We start from the raw sequence: 17,090 nt of genomic DNA, 5'->3' as shown, positions 1-17,090 counted from the left end.
AAAGCAAAACCGCACGGCAAGCAGCCGTGCGGTTTTTTTATTTGCCGGTAGAGGCGTGAGATAGTGAGGGGCATGCCATGATTTACGGAGAAATAAGGGTAGCCAGTTCCATTGAATCAGAAGCAGTTAAATAAACTTCATCATCAAAAAAGGCCGTCTGAAACTTTATTTTGTGTTTCAGACGGCCTGATTAATGATCTAAACCGTTCGTTACTTTTTGCTCAAACGGCTGTATCGGACAGCTTGAGACAAGATTTCTTCAATTTCTATCCACATAATGCCTCCTTACAGCAAACCAGGTTGACCTAAAGCCGGGTCGTTGGCTCGTGCCGCTTGGGCATCTTCGACAGTCAGCCCCAAGGCTTTCGCCACGCCTTCACCGTATGCCGGATCGCAACGGTAGCAGTTGCGGATATGGCGGTATTTGATGAAGTCGGGGGCGTCGCCCATGGCTGCGGCGGTATTGCCGAACAAAGCCTGTTTCTGCGTGTCGTTCATCAGGTTAAACAAGGCGCGCGGTTGGCTGAAATAGTCGTCATCGTCTTGGCGGTAGTCCCAGTGCGCCGCGTCGCCACTGATTTTCAAAGGCGGTTCGGCGAAGTCGGGCTGTTGCTGCCATTGGCCGAAACTGTTGGGTTCGTAGTGCGGCAGGCTGCCGTAGTTGCCGTCAGCACGGCCTTGTCCGTCACGCTGGTTGCTGTGAACAGGGCAACGCGGGCGGTTGACGGGGATTTGGCGGAAGTTCACCCCCAGGCGGTAGCGTTGCGCGTCGGCGTAATTGAACAGGCGGGCTTGCAGCATTTTGTCGGGGCTGGCGCCGATACCGGGAACCAGGTTGCTCGGCGCGAAGGCGGATTGTTCCACATCGGCGAAGAAGTTTTCGGGATTGCGGTTCAACTCGAATTCGCCCACTTCAATCAGCGGATAGTCTTTTTTCGGCCAAACTTTGGTCAGATCAAAGGGATGATACGGCACTTTTTCCGCATCGGCTTCAGGCATGACTTGGATATACATCGTCCATTTCGGAAACTCGCCGCGCTCGATGGCTTCGTACAGGTCGCGCTGATGGCTTTCGCGGTCGTCGGCGATGATTTTTGCGGCTTCTTCGTTGGTCAGGTTTTTAATGCCTTGCTGGCTGCGGAAATGGAATTTCACCCAAAAACGTTCGCCCGCTTCGTTCCAAAAGCTGTAAGTATGCGAACCGAAGCCGTGCATATGGCGGTAGCTGGCGGGGATACCGCGGTCGCTCATGACGATGGTAACTTGGTGCAGGGCTTCGGGCAGCAGCGTCCAGAAGTCCCAGTTGTTCGTAGCGGAGCGCATATTGGTGCGCGGGTCGCGTTTGACCGCCTTGTTCAAGTCGGGGAATTTACGCGGGTCGCGCAGGAAGAACACAGGCGTGTTGTTGCCGACCATGTCCCAGTTGCCTTCTTCGGTATAGAACTTCAACGCAAAGCCGCGGATGTCGCGTTCCGCATCGGCTGCGCCGCGCTCGCCTGCCACAGTGGTGAAACGGGCGAACATTTCGGTTTTCTTGCCGACTTCGCTGAAGATTTTGGCGCGGGTGTATTTTGTGATGTCGTGCGTCACGGTAAACGTACCGAACGCGCCCGAACCTTTGGCGTGCATACGGCGTTCGGGGATGACTTCGCGCACGAAGTCGGCGAGTTTTTCATTCAGCCACAAATCCTGCGCCAGCAGAGGGCCGCGTGGGCCGGCGGTCAGGCTGTTTTGATTGTCGGCAACAGGGGCGCCGTTGTTCATGGTCAGATGGGTGACTGGGCATTTAGAGATAGACATAGTGATTTCCTTTGTGAAGTTGTTATAGGTTGATGAAATGGTTTCCAGGATGGAATGCTTCTATACAAAATATAATAAATTTTCAATATCGATATTTAAATATAGTTTGCGTTAAGCTATGAATTGAAGTATACAGAAAGGTTTTAACTATTGGAACTATGAAACCGATTTAGAATAAATATTATTAATTAATAATCTAATATTGTTTGTTTTTATAAATGATGGTGTTATAAAAAAGGCCGTCTGAAACTTTATTTTGCGTTTCAGACGGCCTGATTTTTAGTCAAGACAAGGGATTATTTAGCCTGTTTGGCTTTGCGTTCTTCCAGCCAGTGTTCCAAGTAGTGGATGCTGACACCACCTTTTTGGAAACCCGGATCGCTGAACAAGTCACGGTGCAGCGGCGTATTGGTTTTGATACCGGTAATCGCCAGCTCATCGAGGGCTACGCGCATTTTGGCCATGGCTTGGTCGCGGTTTTTGCCGACGACACAGACTTTGCCGATCAGGCTGTCGTAGTAAGGAGGGATGCGGTAGCCTTGGTAAATATGGCTGTCGACGCGGACACCGAAGCCGCCGGGCAGGTGGCAGCTTTCAATCAGGCCCGGGCTTGGAATGAAGTTGTACGGGTCTTCGGCGTTGATACGGCACTCAAACGCGTGGCCTTCAACGTGGATGTCTTCCTGTTTGTATTGCAAAGGCAGGCCGGATGCGATGCGCAATTGTTCTTGGACGATGTTCACGCCGGTGATAAGCTCGGTAACCGGATGCTCAACCTGAACGCGTGTGTTCATCTCGATAAAGAAGAATTCGCCGTCTTCGTACAGGAATTCAAATGTACCTGCGCCGCGATAACCGATGCGTTTGCAAGCGTCGGCACAGGCTTTGCCGATTTTGGCGCGTTCTTCTTCAGTAATGAACGGAGCAGGTGCTTCCTCGATGACTTTTTGGTGGCGGCGCTGCATGGAGCAGTCGCGCTCGGCGAGGTAGATGGCGTTGCCGTGTTCGTCGGCAATCACTTGGATTTCGACGTGGCGTGGACGTTGCAGGTAGCGTTCCATGTAAACCATCGGGTTGCCGAATGCCGCGCCTGCTTCGGCTTTGGTCATTTCGACAGACTGGAGGAGGTCTTCTTTTTTCTCGACGACGCGCATACCGCGGCCGCCGCCGCCGCCGGAGGCTTTGATAATGACGGGATAACCGACTTTATCGGCGATTTTGAGGATTTCTTCGCCGTCGTCCGGCAATGCGCCGTCAGAGCCGGGAACGCAAGGCACGCCGGCTTCGATCATGGCGTGTTTGGCGGATACTTTGTCGCCCATCAGGCGGATGGTGTCGGCTTTAGGGCCGATGAAGACAAAGCCGGATTGTTCGACTTGTTCGGCAAAATTGGCGTTTTCGGCGAGGAAGCCGTAGCCGGGGTGGATGCCGTCGGCTTCGGTTATTTCGGCAGCAGCAATGAGAGCGGGAATGTTGAGGTAGCTTTGTGCGGATGCGGCAGGGCCGATGCACACGGATTCGTCGGCGAGTTTGACGTGCAGGCTGTCTTTGTCGGCTTCGGAATGGACGGCGACGGTGGCGATGCCCATTTCACGGCAGGCACGCAGGACGCGCAGGGCGATTTCGCCCCGGTTGGCGATCAATACTTTTTTCAGCATGATAATCTTTCCGGATGGTTCAGACGGTCTCAGCGGCCGCCTAATGCGTTGCGGATTTTTTGGTCGGTTTTGTATTGGCTCAAGGCGTAAACCGACCACATGGCTGCGGGTATCCAGCCGATCAGCGTACATTGCAGAATCAGACAGATGATGCCTGCAAACGGACGGCCGATGGTGAAAAACTGAAGCCATGGCAAGAAAATAGCCAAAATCAGACGCATGGTTTGTCCTTGATGAACAGAAAAAGGAATTTCAGACGGCCTTAAAGATAAAGGCCGTCTGAAAAAACGGATTATTCAATGATGAAGAGCGGCTCGCCGTATTCGACCGGAGTACCGTTTTCAACCAGAATTTCTTTAACGACACCGGATTTCTCGGCTTCGATTTCGTTCATCAGCTTCATGGCTTCGATGATGCACAAAGTATCGCCGGCTTTGACTTGTTGGCCGACTTCGACGAAAGCGGCGGCGTTCGGGCCGGGGGCGCGGTAGAACGTACCGACCATAGGCGATTTTTGCGCGTTGGACAAATCGCGAGTGGCAGGGGCGGCGGCCGGAGCGGCTGCAGCCGGAGCAGCGGCAGGCGCGGCAACCGGAGCGGCTGCGGCAGGTGCCGGAGCAGCATAAACGGGAGCTGCGGCGGCAGTGGTGCGCGTAATGCGGACTTTTTCTTCGCCTTCGGTAACTTCAATTTCTGCAATGCCTGATTCTTCGACCAAATCAATCAGTTTTTTTAATTTACGCAAATCCATTGCTTTTCCTTTTTTGCGCGGCATATAAAGTGCATATTAGGTATGCGCCGCAGTGGTTTTAGATGATTTCCTGATACGTCGGAAGGCAGGTTTGCCATCCGGCGTTTAAATAATGTCGGAACAGGGCGGAGCCTGAAAAATGAATCCGGTTATTTTCCCGAACTTGTCGGTAAATGTCCAGTAAAAGATAGAAAAAAGGCGTTTTTCGGCGAAAAAAGAAAGGAACGCTGATTTTCGTTAAAAAGTGATTTCCCCAAGAGCGTTTATTCTAATTTATTGGTTTTTCGACAAAACATGCCGTCTGAAAACCTACTTTGCGCGTATAATGGCGCCTGTTTTTTTAAATTATGCACGACGATGGATATTTCCGATTTTGATTTTGAATTGCCCGAAAAACTGATTGCCCAGCATCCGCCGGAAGTGCGCGGCAGCAGCAGGCTTCTGGTTGCCTTGCCCACATTGCCGATTGAAGACAAACATTTCGGCGATTTACCCGATTATGTCGCACCGGGCGATGTGCTGGTGTTTAACAATACCAAAGTGATGAAGGCGCGCCTGTTCGGCCAAAAAGCCAGCGGCGGCAAAATCGAAGCCCTGATTGAACGGGTATTGGACGCGCATACCGCATTGGCGCATATCCGTTCGTCCAAATCGCCGAAACCGGGTACAGAATTGATTTTTGAAGGCGATATCCGCGCCGTCATGCTGGAGCGCGCGGAAGAATTGTTTTACCTGAAATTTGAAGGCGCGCAAACCGTTTACGAACTTTTAGAGCAAAACGGCCATCTGCCCTTGCCGCCTTATATCGAACGCGCGGCCGATGATGAAGACGACAGCCGCTATCAGACCGTGTACGCCAAATATCAAGGCGCAGTGGCCGCACCGACGGCAGGCTTGCACTTTACCGATGAATTATTGGGCCGTCTGAAAGCCAAAGGCGTAGAAACCGCAGAAGTAACCCTGCACGTCGGTGCCGGTACATTCCAACCCGTGCGCGTCGATAAAATTGAAGAACACAAAATGCACAGCGAGTGGTTTGACGTACCGGCCGAGACCGTTGCCGCCGTTGAAGCCGCCAAAGCGCGCGGCAATAAAGTGTGGGCAGTGGGCACAACCTCCATGCGCGCCTTGGAATCCGCCGCATGCGAAACAGGCCGTCTGGAAGCCGGTCGCGGCGATACCGATATTTTCATTACGCCGGGCTACCGCTTCAATGTTGCCGACCGATTGATTACCAACTTCCACCTGCCCAAATCAACCTTGCTGATGCTCGTCAGCGCGTTTTCGGGCATGGAACATATCCGCAGCGTTTACCGCCATGCCGTGGAACAGGAATACCGCTTTTTCAGCTATGGCGATGCGATGATTTTGGGAAAAGCGGAATAAATCGGAAACGGATTGGAGCGTTTCAAATGGGGTATTTGGGTTGTCCCGAATCTGAATCAGTTGGAACGTTCTACTAGAATACGCGGCTTAAGTAAGTTGCCTAAGGGTCAAATTAATGGATGAGAAAAAAATAGATTTTTTGCTGTATAGCGTACCGGAAAATGTGGACTATACGACGATTCCAGAAGAGCTTGACTTGGAGGATGTGCCGCAAGAGAGGATAGATGGATTAATCGAATTGCTATCCAATGAAAATGAGGTATTGCAATTTGATTCAGCGCGCCTGCTTGCTCACTGGGGTATTGATGAAGGCTTTGATACTTTGGTTTTGATGTTTGAGAAAGGGGAGGCAGAGGGAATGATTGATCATCGTTTACATGGTTATGATGATACAGATCGGCATATCTTGTCTGCTTTTATCAGTTACTGGGCATCTAAAGCAGATCAGAGTCAGCAAAAAGGTGATGATGCACGTCAGAAAATCTTTCCTCCTGTGGCTAGAATTATTCGTAAAGCATCATCGGCAGATTTTTCTATCAGTGAGTTGTTTTGGCTGGTCACGAAAATGCAGTTTATAGAGTATGTACCGCTCGTTAAGGAGTATCTACAGCATATTATTGACTATCCAAGTAAACAGTATTGGGAAATCCATGATACTGTAAAATCATTATTAGAAATAGAACCGCAATTTATTCATGATTTACTTGAAAGTAAACACAAAAAGTTATCGGACTTTGGATTATAAAAAGAATATTGTGAATAAAATACAAAAAAACAAAAAGGCCGTCTGAAAATCGTTTTTCAGACGGCCTTTTATCTTTCCATGCTTAGGCGTCGATGTTTTGTGCCAGCAGGGCGTTGTTTTCGATGAAGGCGCGGCGCGGTTCGACTTCGTCGCCCATCAGGGTGACGAACACTTCGTCGGCGGCGATGGCGTCTTCGATGCGGACTTTCAGGAGGCGGCGGACGGTAGGATCCATCGTGGTTTCCCAAAGTTGTTCCGGGTTCATCTCACCCAAGCCTTTGTATCGTTGGATGGACATGCCTTTTTGGGCAACGCTCATCAAGATGTCCAAAGCGGCTTCAAAGCTGTCGATGTCGTATTCGTTGTCGCCTTTGTAGAGCTTCGCCCCTTTTCCGACCATGCCTTTGAGTGCGGCGGCGGTTTGGGTAAGGGTTTGATAGGCTTTGCTGTTGAGGAACTTAGGCTCGAGGTAGCTCACCATCACATTGCCGTGCAGCTTGCGTGTGATTTTGATGAACTGGTGTCCTTCGTGGCCTTCGATGCGTTCGAGTGCGACTTCTTTTTCGTCCAAGAGGCCGCTCAATTCGGCAACGGCGCGGTCTGCGCTTTCTGCCGTGCTGAGGTCGACCGGCGAAGCGTGCAGCATGGCGTGCAGGACGAGTTCGTCAATAATGCGGCTTTCTTGCTCGATGACGGTTTTGGCCAACAGGAATTGTTTGGCGGTATTGGCAAGCTCTTCGCCTTCGATGGTACGGCCGTCTGAAACAATTTTGGCTTTTTCCAAGGCCAAACCGAGCAGCCATTGGTCTTTTTCCAATTCGTCTTTGAGATAGCGCTCTTGTTTGCCGTATTTGGCTTTGTACAAAGGCGGCTGGGCGATGTAGATGTAGCCGCGTTCGACCAGCTCGGGCATTTGGCGGTAGAAGAAGGTCAGGAGCAGGGTGCGGATGTGCGCGCCGTCCACGTCGGCATCGGTCATGATGATGATGCGGTGGTAGCGCAGTTTTTCGGCATTGAATTCTTCTTTGCCGATGCCAGCGCCTAGAGCGGTAATCAGCGTGGCGACTTCTTGGCTGGCCAGCATTTTTTCAAAACGTGCTTTTTCGACGTTCAAAATTTTACCTTTGAGCGGCAAAATCGCTTGGAATTTGCGGTCGCGGCCCTGCATGGCGGAACCGCCTGCGGAGTCGCCCTCGACGAGGTAGAGTTCGGACAGGGCAGGGTCTTTTTCTTGGCAGTCGGCCAGTTTGCCCGGCAGGCCCAAACCATCCATCACGCCTTTGCGGCGGGTAATTTCGCGGGCTTTTCGTGCGGCTTCGCGTGCGCGTGCGGCATCGACGATTTTGCTGGTGATGATTTTGGCTTCGGTCGGGTTTTCTTCAAGGAAGTCGGTCAGGGCTTGGTTGATGACTTCGTTGACGACGGGGCCGATTTCGCTGGAAACCAGTTTGTCTTTGGTTTGCGATGAGAATTTTGGATCGGGCAGTTTGACGGACAACACGCAGGTCAGGCCTTCGCGCATATCGTCGCCGGCGGTTTCCACTTTGGCTTTTTTGGCCACTTCGTTGGCTTCGATATAGTTGTTGATGGTGCGGGTCATCACTTGGCGCAGTGCGGTCAAGTGGGTGCCGCCGTCGCGTTGCGGAATGTTGTTGGTAAAACATTGCACACTTTCTTGGTAGCTGTCGTTCCATTGCATCGCGCATTCGACGCTCATGCCGTCTTTTTCACCGAACGCGTAGAAGATTTTTTCGTGCAACGGTGTTTTTTTGCGGTTCATGTATTGCACGAAGCCGGCCACGCCGCCGGAAAGGGCGAAGCTTTCGTGTTTGCCGTCGCGTTCGTCGGTCAGTTCGATGTCCACGCCGTTGTTCAGGAAGGAAAGTTCGCGGATGCGTTTGGCAAGGATGTCGAAGCTGTATTCGACATTGCCGAAGGTTTCCGCGCTGGCAAGGAAGCGTACGGTCGTGCCTTTTTTGTCGGAATCGCCGACAACCTTCAACGGCTCTTCGGTTTCGCCGCGTACGAAGCGGACGAAGTGTTCTTTGCCGTCGCGGTAGATGGTCAGCGTTACCCAGTCGGACAGTGCGTTGACGACGGAGACGCCTACGCCGTGCAGGCCGCCGGAGATTTTGTAGCTGTTGTTGTCGAATTTGCCGCCTGCGTGCAAGACGGTCATGATGACTTCGGCAGCGGAGCGGCCTTCTTTCGGGTGGATGCCGGTCGGCATGCCGCGGCCGTTGTCGGCCACGCTGACGGAATTGTCGGCATGGATGGTTACGGTGATTTTGTCGCAATGTCCGGCGAGCGCTTCGTCAATGGCGTTGTCGAGCACCTCGAACACCATGTGGTGCAGGCCGCTGCCGTCCTGCGTGTCGCCGATATACATACCGGGGCGTTTGCGTACCGCTTCCAAGCCTTCCAGCACTTGTATGCTGTCGGCGCCGTATTCTTCGTGTTTTTGGTCAGTCATGGTCTTTTCTTGCTGAATTTCAAGGAATTTTTCCGTGCGCGCAATGAAATGTCAAACGGGCGCGGCGGATGTGTTCCGAAAGGTCAAAATAATAGGCAATTATACCTGATTTTGCTGGAATATTCAGCGTTTTAAGTACAAAAAGGCCGTCTGAAAGCTTAAATTTCAGACGGCCTTTGTATCGGAAAACAGCTTTAGCGTTTGACGCCGCTCAATCGCGCCCAGCCTTCTTCGATTTCGGCAGGCTCGATGTCGAACCATTGGCTGTAAATGCCGCTGAGTTCTTCGACTTGTTCGTCCAAAAGGCCGGACAAGACAATGCGGCCGCCTTGTTTGGTGCGTGCGGCAAGCATTTCGCCGAGCATACGCAGCGGGTTGGCCAGAATGTTGGCGACAACGACATCAAATTGGCCTTGCGGCAGGCCGTCCGGCAGGTAGAACTGCGCGTCGACGTTGTTTTGCGCGGCATTGTCTTTGCTGGCGCGGATGGCTTGTTCGTCAATGTCTACGCCGATGGCGGAGCCTGCGCCGAGTTTGAGGGCGGCAATGGCCAAAATGCCGGAGCCGCAGCCGTAGTCCAATACGCTTTCTCCGCCTTTGAGCTGCGTGTCGAGCCATTTGAGGCAGAGGCGGGTGGTCGGATGGCTGCCGGTGCCGAAGGCAAGGCCCGGGTCGAGTTGCAGGTTGACGGCGTTGCCGTTGGGCGCTTCGTGCCAAGACGGGGTAATCCACAGGCGGTCGGAAATTTGAATCGGGTCGAATTGCGCTTGGGTCAGGCGTACCCAGTCTTGATCTTCAAGGATTTCGCCGGTGTATTTCAAATCGTTCAAACCGCATTCCTGCGCGGCGGCTTCGATAATGGAAGCGGCGTCGTCGCTTTCGCCGAAAAGGGCGATGACTTTGCTTTGTTGCCAGATTTGCTCGGTCGGCATGCCCGGCTCGCCGAAAATGGCCTGCTCGTTTTCTGTACCGGCGTAGGCATCTTCAATGGCGGCGGACAATGCGCCGTGTTCCATCAGCGCGTCGGCAAGGCGTTCGGCGACGGCATCGTTGACGTTGATGGTAATTTGTTGATAGGACATGGTGGGGCTTTCTTTTTAATAAGGCCGTCTGAAAATCGACGTTGTGCTTTCAGACGGCCTTGTCAGGGATGAAACCTGATAATGCGGGTTTATCGGTTTTTCAAACCCAATACGTCTTGCATATCGTACAGGCCTTTTTTGCCGTTTGCCCAAACTGCGGCGCGTACGGCGCCGGCGGCAAAGGTCATGCGGCTGCTGGCTTTGTGGGTGATTTCCACGCGCTCGCCGTCGGTGGCGAAGAGGGCGGTGTGGTCGCCGACGATGTCGCCTGCGCGGACGGTGGCAAAACCGATGGTGGACGGATCGCGCGGGCCGGTGTGGCCTTCGCGGCCGTAAACGGCGCATTCTTTGAGGTCGCGGCCGAGGGCGTCGGCAATGACTTCACCCATGCGCAATGCGGTACCGCTTGGGGCATCGACTTTGTGGCGGTGGTGGCCTTCGATGATTTCGATGTCGTAGCCTTCGTTCAACACGCGGGCGACGGTGTCGAGGATGTGGAAGGTCAGGTTGACGCCGACGCTGAAGTTGGCGGCGAAGACAACGCCTGTTTTTTCGCCTGCGGCTTGGATGGCGGCTTTGCCTGCGTCGTCAAAACCGGTGGTGCCGATGATGATGTTGACGTCTTTTTCCACGCATTTTTGCAGGTGTTTCAGGGTTGGCTCGGGGCGGGTAAAGTCGATAAGGACATCGCTTTGGGCCAGTACGGCATCCACGTCGTCTGAAATGGCAACGCCGGTTTTGAGGCCGGAGGCGAAGCCTGCATCCAAACCCAATACTTCCGAACCGGAATGCTCGAGTGCGCCGGAGAGGACGGCATCGGGATGGTTGTTGACTGCTTCAACCAAGACGCGGCCCATGCGGCCGTTGACGCCGGCAATGGCGATTTTCAATGCGCTCATGGGGCTTCCTTATTTCGGCTTGGTTTCGGTGGTCGGAACGATGTTTTGTCCGGCTTGAACTGCTTCGATGGATTTTTGAATGGCATCGCCTTCGGCGCGTGCGAGGACGTCGTTTTCAAAGTACAGGGTCAGGTTGCTTTGTTCTTTGATGATGCCGTTGCGGCTGGTGTTGAAAGTGTAATCCCAGCGGTCGGCATGGAAGGCGTCGCGCAGGAGCGGCGTACCGAGCAGCAGTTGGACTTGGTCGCGGGTCATACCTTGGCGCAGGGAAACCACGGCGCGAGGATTGAGCTCGTTACCTTGAATGATTTTGAGTTTGTAGGATGGAAAGTTGGATACGCGCTCGGCACTGCATGAGGCCAGACCTAAAATAGCGGCGATGGCAAGGCATAAGGCTTTATTCACGGGCTTACCTTTCTGTGTCATTTCGGAAAAGATGTTTATCATCGCTTGAATATTTTTAAAAAGCAAACGATAATCATCTTCTTAATTTTTCTTTTCGCCGATTTTCAATTGCAAGACCGGCGGCAGATTGCCGCCCTTTAACGGCCCAATAGTGGGCAAACGGGCGGAAAGTGCGTATTATAACGGTTATTACCTTACAGGGATATTGAATATTATGGAAAAATTCAGCAACATTGCGCAATTGAAAGACAGTGGTTTGAAAGTTACGGGTCCGCGTTTGAAAATTTTGGACTTGTTCGAGACTCATGCCGAGGAGCATTTGAGTGCGGAAGATGTGTACCGCATCCTGTTGGAAGAGGGCGTGGAAATCGGCGTGGCGACGATTTACCGTGTGCTGACCCAGTTTGAACAGGCCGGCATTTTGCAACGCCACCATTTTGAAACCGGTAAAGCGGTTTACGAATTGGACAAAGGCGATCATCACGACCACATCGTTTGCGTGAAATGCGGCGAAGTAACCGAATTCCACAATCCGGAAATCGAAGCGCTGCAAGACAAAATCGCCGAAGAAAACGGCTACCGCATCGTCGATCACGCGCTGTATATGTACGGCGTATGCGGCGAATGCCAAACCAAAACCAAACGTTAATCAGTTTGTATGTTGATTTTTCAGACGGCCTTGGGCGTTTTCAGCTTGAGGCCGTCTGAAACTTTATGGGCTTTACGATGAAAATTCCTTTACTTGCGCCACGGGATTATCGTTTCCCCGAACCGTCTTACGCTTTGGCAGAATGCGACGGCTTGGTCGGTGTCAGCGGCGATTTGGATACGGGGCGGCTGTTGTCGGCGTATGGGCAGGGGATTTTTCCGTGGTTTAGCCGCGACGGTTGGTTTTTCTGGTATGCGGTTGCGCCGCGAGCCGTGATTGTGCCGGAAAGCCTGCATATCGGCCGTTCGCTCGCCAAAACTTTGCGTAACAAGCCGTATCGGGTAACGGTCAACTGCTGTTTTGAAAAAGTGATTGCCCATTGCGCCGATGTGCCGCGTCCGGAACAGGACGGAACGTGGATAGAACCTGCGTTTCAGACGGCCTATTTGAAGTTGCACCATCAGGGGTATGCGCATTCGTTTGAATGCTGGCTGCCGGATGAACAAGGCGAAATGCAGTTGGCTGGCGGGTTTTACGGCGTGCAAATCGGCTGTGTGTTTTATGGCGAGTCGATGTTTGCTTTGCGTCCCGATGCGTCAAAGATTGCGTTTGCCTGCGCCGTCCCATTTTTGGCGGATTTGGGCGTTGCGCTGATAGACTGTCAGCAGGATACGGAACATATGCGCCGTTTCGGTTCGCAGTTGATGGATTTTGCCGATTTTCAGACGGCCTTGAAGGATTTAAATGCGAAACCGTTAAAGCGGAATATTGAATGTGGCGTGGTGGCTGAAAATCTTCTACAAAAGATTGGTGGTAATTGATTTATCGGCACGGCGTGTCGGTAGAATCGACAGCTTGCATATCGTAGCTGGAAAATTAGTTAGAAAATAAATGCTATTCCATTCACTTGAACAGGCCGTCTGAAAATCTTGGCCTAGCCGAAATCCGGCCGTGTAACGCGCGGCACTCATCATGTTAATAGCTGACGAAATCGCTTTTACATGGCAAAATAACGAGTTAAATATTTGTAATAGGGCGGCCTGAATAGGTTTCAGACGGCCCTGATCTCTTGAAGGAATCAACATGTCTTTGCAAAACATCATTGAAACGGCTTTTGAAAACCGTGCCGAAATCAATCCGAATACCGTTACCCCGGAAGTGCGTGAAGCGGTTTTGGAAACCATTCATCAACTCGACTCCGGCAAACTGCGCGTTGCCGAGCGTTTGGGTGTGGGCGAATGGAAAGTCAACGAATGGGCGAAAAAAGCCGTATTGCTGTCTTTCCGCATTCAGGATAATGAAATCCTCAACGACGGCGTGAACAAATATTTTGACAAAGTGCCGACCAAGTTTGCCGACTGGTCTGAAGACGAATTCCGCAGCGCAGGCTTCCGCGCAGTTCCGGGTGCGGTTGCCCGCCGCGGCAGCTTTGTGGCGAAAAATGTCGTGTTGATGCCTTCTTATGTCAACATCGGCGCATACGTTGACGAAGGTGCGATGGTCGACACTTGGGCGACTGTCGGCTCTTGCGCACAAATCGGTAAAAACGTTCACTTGAGCGGCGGCGTCGGCATCGGCGGCGTACTCGAACCCTTGCAAGCCAGCCCGACCATCATTGAAGACAACTGCTTCATCGGCGCGCGTTCTGAAATCGTCGAAGGCGTGATTGTCGAAGAAGGCAGCGTGATTTCTATGGGCGTGTTCATCGGTCAATCCACCAAAATCCTCGACCGCACTACCGGCGAAATCTATCAAGGCCGCGTACCGGCTGGTTCGGTTGTCGTATCTGGCAGCATGCCTTCCAAAGACGGCAGCCACAGCCTCTACTGCGCAGTTATCGTCAAACGCGTGGACGCGCAAACCCGTGCGAAAACCAGCGTGAATGAATTGTTGCGCGGTATTTAATCGGATAACGATGACGCCGGTTGAGGGTAGGTGAAAAAGCCTGCTTTACGGTCGGGTTTGAACACAAAACAGGCAGAATGTTCTGCCTGTTTTTTATGGCTCAAAGGCCGTCTGAAACGATTTCAGACGGCCTTTTGTTTTTGATGATGGGTTGTTTAAAGATAATTGTAGAGAATGGAAGTTCCTACCTGAAGTTACGCTTTCGGCCAATCGGCGCAATAGTATTGCCAATAGACTTCGATAAAAGGAATTTCGCCATAATCGCACAACCACGGTTTGGCGCGTGTGGTGTAGTGGATAACGGGCGGGACGGTGTCGGGTTTGGGGAATACTTCGCTGAGGTTTCGTTTTTGGAAGTATTCGACTGCGCCTGTTTGGAAATTCCAAGATTCTTCCAATTGCAGCCAGTTTTCTTGAAATACGGTGTTTAGAAAGCATTGGTCACCAAAGGGGACGGCTTTATCAATGGTGGCGGCGGTTTGCAGCAGTTGCTCCGCGATATTGTGTTTGCGCCATTGACACAAATCGGCCAGCAGCATGCCGGAATTGAAATAGGGTGTGGTGTGCAGGCCGGTCGGGTGACTCCATTCGGTACGGGCAAGAAAGGAATCTTGTACCGCCGCAACGGGATAGCCGCGCATATCGAGGTTGAACAAATCGTGCAGGGATTGGGTAACCACCATATCGCTGTCGAGATAAAGGGCGCGGTCGACGGGCAGGTGCTGCATCATCAGGCGGAAAAATGCGGCATCCGAAATATGGGACAGGCGGCGATATTGGCTGAAGTCCATTTCGATTTTGACGTCATTCAGACGGCTGCCGCTGGCGGCGAGTTTTTGGTTGGTATAGTTGATCCATTCTTTCCTGAAGGTGTTGTGCATAAGGTAGAAATTGACACCTGTATTGTGCGTACAGACGGACTTCATCAGGGTATGAACCTGCTCGGCGTAGCCGGTATCGGCGGCAAGGACGATGGTGATGTTGCTCATTGATTAAATTCCCTTTATTTGCAATGTCTTAAATTTTTTCAGTCATTTTCTTGATTTTGTGTGGTGGGTAAAGCGGCGTGGTCTTCGGTTTCCGACACGGCCTTTTCTACTAAATCCCGTTGCAGTTGTTTGCCGGCTTTGATGCCCAATTTGCGCAGTTTTTCAGTGCTGCTGATGAGGTTGCCCCTGCCGGAAACCAAGCGGCTGTAGGCCGTCTGAAACTGGGATTGTGCCTGACCAAGCGCTTTATTGATGCCGTCCATGCTTTCGACAAAGCCGACAAATTTGTCATAGAGTTTGCTGCCGGCCTCGGCAATGGCCAGCGCGTTTTGGTTTTGCTGCTCGTTGCGCCAGATATTGGCAACGGTGCGCAGGGTGGCGAGCAGGGTGCTGGGGCCGGTCAGCATGATGCGTTTGTCGAAACACTCTTGGAAGAGGTTCGGATCGTGTTGCAGGGCGAGGAGGTAGGCAGGTTCGACAGGGACGAACATAAAGACGAAGTCCAGCGTTTTGACGCCTTCAAGGTCGGTGTAATCTTTTGCTGCCAAGCTTTTGATGTGGGCGCGGATACTGGCGACGTGGTTGGCAAGCTCGCGCTCTGCTTCTGCGCCGGTGCTTTGCGTATAGCGGACGTAGGCGGTCAGCGATACTTTGGAGTCGATGACGATTTGTTTGTTGTCGGGCAGATTGATGAGGACGTCGGGCTGGAGGCGGCGCTGGGTGCCGTCTGCTTCGTGGCGGACGCTGGAGGCTTGAACGATGTATTCGCGGCCTTTTTGCAGGCCGGAATTTTCTAATACGCTTTCCAAAATCATCTCGCCCCAGTTGCCTTGGGTTTTGTTTTGCGTGCCGGTCAGCGCGGTGGTCAGCGCTTTAGCATCGTGGTGGAGCTGAGTGTTGAGGGTTTGCAGGCGTTTGAGCTCGTTTTCGATAGTCAGGCGTTCTTTGGCTTCTTTTTCATAAGTCTGCTGAATCAGCTCACTGAAGCCGTGGATGCGTTCGTTGAGCGGATTGAGCAGTTGCTGGAGATGGTCGTGGTTTTGCTCGGTAAAGCGGCGGCTTTTCTCTTCCAAAATAGTGTTGGCGAGGTTTTGGAACTGGTCGCTCAGGTTTTGACGCGCATCTGCCAGCAGGGCCAATTTTTCTTCGGCGGCCTGACGGTCTTTTTCCGATTGGGTGTTGAGGCGCTCGTTTTGGACTTGAAGTGCGTGGTTTTGCTCCAAAAGGGCGGCGTATTCTTGTTTCAGACGGCCTTTTTCGGCTTCCTGTTGCTGTAAAAGGCTGTTTTTGTCGTCGATATTGGCTTTTTCTTGGGTCAGTTGTGTGGAGAGGCGTTCGTTTTGGACTTGCAGCGCATGGTTTTGCTCTAACAGCGTGTCGTAGTCTTGTTTCAGACGGCCTTTTTCCGTTTCCTGCTGTTGCAAAAGCGTATTTTTATCCGCACTCAAGGCCTGTTCTTGAACCAGCTGCGTGTTTAGGCGCTCATTGTTGATTTGCAGGTTTTGCGCGCTTTGCTGCCATTTTGCACATTCGTGTTTTAAGGTTTCGGCTTCGGCCTCGCAATCTTGCAGATAGGCAATTTGTTTTTCGGCCGCGGCAAAGCGGTTGCCCGTCTCCTGCAATTCATCTTGCAATTCCTGCACGGTATGGCGGCTTTGCGCCAAGTCTGCCGTAGTTTGAGCCTGTACCTGCTCGGCAAACTCATGCAGGCGGCGGGCTTCGGCCAATTCTTGCAAAACGGTAAAGTGTCGGCTTTGAGCTTGGTAGCGTGTTATCAGCCAAGCAAACAGCGCGCCGATAAAAAATGCGGCCGCGCCGGTCAGGATTAGGGTGGTGTTCATGCTGGAAATAGTCAATACACGGAATGTTTCACTATATCATATATTTGCAACGCATTTTATGGTCGGATATGCGCTAGAAACGTGTGTTTTCTTTAAAAGAAGCTATCAAAGGTATTGGTTTTGACTAATTAAATATTTTTGTTGTAAAAAATATAAATTCATAAGATATTGAATCTTAAAATATATTTTAATTATAGTGCAATTTTGCAACAAAAAAGGCGCGATTTTATGGGGGAAATGAAACACATTTGTAGTGCGTATGTAATCAAGACATCGGTGTCATTTGGTAAGACATCGGTGTCATTTTCAAAAAATAATGGAAATTAACAAAAAATATTGGTATGTTTGATTTTTGCGCTATATATTTACGATTAAGCTGTATTAGTTTACATTTAAAACGGTATGATTCGCCCTGTCGGTAGCGCAGATGCCGATGAAAAAATGTGTATGTTGTTAAATAACATTTTGTTTCTATGAAAAAGGATTAATGAAAATGGGAAATTTAAT

Annotated in this window: 15 protein-coding genes; 5 read left to right on the top strand and 10 right to left on the bottom strand. The window is 51.7% G+C overall.

What is annotated here, in order from left to right:
• Nucleotides 1–285: 285 nt before the first annotated feature.
• The 4 genes from katA to accB form a co-directional block, all read right to left on the bottom strand.
• Nucleotides 286–1,800: a catalase KatA gene (gene katA / locus HMPREF2711_RS06935; protein WP_003749098.1), complete on the bottom strand. Its 1,515-nt coding sequence runs from the start codon at nt 1,798–1,800 to the stop codon at nt 286–288.
• Nucleotides 1,801–2,096: 296 nt separating this feature from the next.
• Nucleotides 2,097–3,458: an acetyl-CoA carboxylase biotin carboxylase subunit gene (accC, locus tag HMPREF2711_RS06930; RefSeq protein WP_070615887.1), complete on the bottom strand. Its 1,362-nt coding sequence runs from the start codon at nt 3,456–3,458 to the stop codon at nt 2,097–2,099.
• 29 nt (nt 3,459–3,487) lie between these two features.
• Entirely contained in the window at nt 3,488–3,679 is a 192-nt protein-coding gene (locus HMPREF2711_RS06925) for a YqaE/Pmp3 family membrane protein (protein WP_003749093.1), read from the bottom strand.
• A 71-nt stretch (nt 3,680–3,750) separates the two neighbouring features.
• A complete protein-coding gene (gene accB, locus HMPREF2711_RS06920; protein WP_070615885.1) occupies nt 3,751–4,209 on the bottom strand; it encodes an acetyl-CoA carboxylase biotin carboxyl carrier protein in 459 nt (152 codons plus the stop codon).
• Between the two features lie 357 nt (nt 4,210–4,566).
• Here accB and queA point away from each other — a divergent pair, with 357 nt between their 5' ends.
• Nucleotides 4,567–5,595 (top strand): tRNA preQ1(34) S-adenosylmethionine ribosyltransferase-isomerase QueA, encoded by a 1,029-nt coding sequence (gene queA, locus HMPREF2711_RS06915; RefSeq protein ID WP_003749086.1) that lies wholly within the window; start codon nt 4,567–4,569, stop codon nt 5,593–5,595.
• A 115-nt stretch (nt 5,596–5,710) separates the two neighbouring features.
• Nucleotides 5,711–6,340, top strand: coding sequence for a hypothetical protein (locus HMPREF2711_RS06910; RefSeq protein WP_003749084.1), 630 nt, complete (start codon nt 5,711–5,713; stop codon nt 6,338–6,340).
• Nucleotides 6,341–6,422: 82 nt separating this feature from the next.
• Here HMPREF2711_RS06910 and gyrB read toward each other — a convergent pair whose 3' ends face one another.
• From gyrB to HMPREF2711_RS06890, 4 genes are all read right to left on the bottom strand, one after another.
• On the bottom strand, nt 6,423–8,813 hold the full coding sequence (gene gyrB / locus HMPREF2711_RS06905; protein WP_003749083.1) for a DNA topoisomerase (ATP-hydrolyzing) subunit B: 2,391 nt from the start codon (nt 8,811–8,813) through the stop codon (nt 6,423–6,425).
• A gap of 194 nt (nt 8,814–9,007) precedes the next feature.
• A complete protein-coding gene (gene prmA / locus HMPREF2711_RS06900) occupies nt 9,008–9,895 on the bottom strand; it encodes a 50S ribosomal protein L11 methyltransferase (RefSeq protein ID WP_003684134.1) in 888 nt (295 codons plus the stop codon).
• An 89-nt stretch (nt 9,896–9,984) separates the two neighbouring features.
• Nucleotides 9,985–10,794 carry a 4-hydroxy-tetrahydrodipicolinate reductase gene (gene dapB, locus HMPREF2711_RS06895; protein ID WP_070615883.1) on the bottom strand — a complete coding sequence of 270 codons (810 nt, stop codon included), beginning with the start codon at nt 10,792–10,794 and terminating at the stop codon, nt 9,985–9,987.
• A 9-nt stretch (nt 10,795–10,803) separates the two neighbouring features.
• Entirely contained in the window at nt 10,804–11,199 is a 396-nt protein-coding gene (locus tag HMPREF2711_RS06890) for an outer membrane protein assembly factor BamE (RefSeq protein ID WP_003749079.1), read from the bottom strand.
• Nucleotides 11,200–11,350: 151 nt separating this feature from the next.
• Here HMPREF2711_RS06890 and fur point away from each other — a divergent pair, with 151 nt between their 5' ends.
• From fur to dapD, 3 genes are all read left to right on the top strand, one after another.
• Nucleotides 11,351–11,848: a ferric iron uptake transcriptional regulator gene (gene fur / locus HMPREF2711_RS06885; protein WP_003682812.1), complete on the top strand. Its 498-nt coding sequence runs from the start codon at nt 11,351–11,353 to the stop codon at nt 11,846–11,848.
• Between the two features lie 77 nt (nt 11,849–11,925).
• Nucleotides 11,926–12,669, top strand: coding sequence for a leucyl/phenylalanyl-tRNA--protein transferase (gene aat / locus HMPREF2711_RS06880; RefSeq protein ID WP_036494039.1), 744 nt, complete (start codon nt 11,926–11,928; stop codon nt 12,667–12,669).
• 262 nt (nt 12,670–12,931) lie between these two features.
• Nucleotides 12,932–13,753 (top strand): 2,3,4,5-tetrahydropyridine-2,6-dicarboxylate N-succinyltransferase, encoded by an 822-nt coding sequence (gene dapD / locus HMPREF2711_RS06875; protein WP_003749076.1) that lies wholly within the window; start codon nt 12,932–12,934, stop codon nt 13,751–13,753.
• A gap of 194 nt (nt 13,754–13,947) precedes the next feature.
• Here dapD and HMPREF2711_RS06870 read toward each other — a convergent pair whose 3' ends face one another.
• Together HMPREF2711_RS06870 and rmuC are read right to left on the bottom strand one after the other, a co-directional pair.
• Entirely contained in the window at nt 13,948–14,742 is a 795-nt protein-coding gene (locus tag HMPREF2711_RS06870; RefSeq protein WP_070615881.1) for a glycosyltransferase family 8 protein, read from the bottom strand.
• Between the two features lie 38 nt (nt 14,743–14,780).
• Entirely contained in the window at nt 14,781–16,583 is a 1,803-nt protein-coding gene (gene rmuC, locus HMPREF2711_RS06865; RefSeq protein ID WP_003749072.1) for a DNA recombination protein RmuC, read from the bottom strand.
• Between the last annotated feature and the right edge of the window lie 507 nt (nt 16,584–17,090).

Origin of the sequence: Neisseria sp. HMSC070A01, from assembly GCF_001810165.1 — a bacterium.
In the GTDB taxonomy this organism is placed as follows: Bacteria; Pseudomonadota; Gammaproteobacteria; order Burkholderiales; family Neisseriaceae; genus Neisseria.
This window is presented reverse-complemented; position numbering and strand designations above follow the sequence as displayed.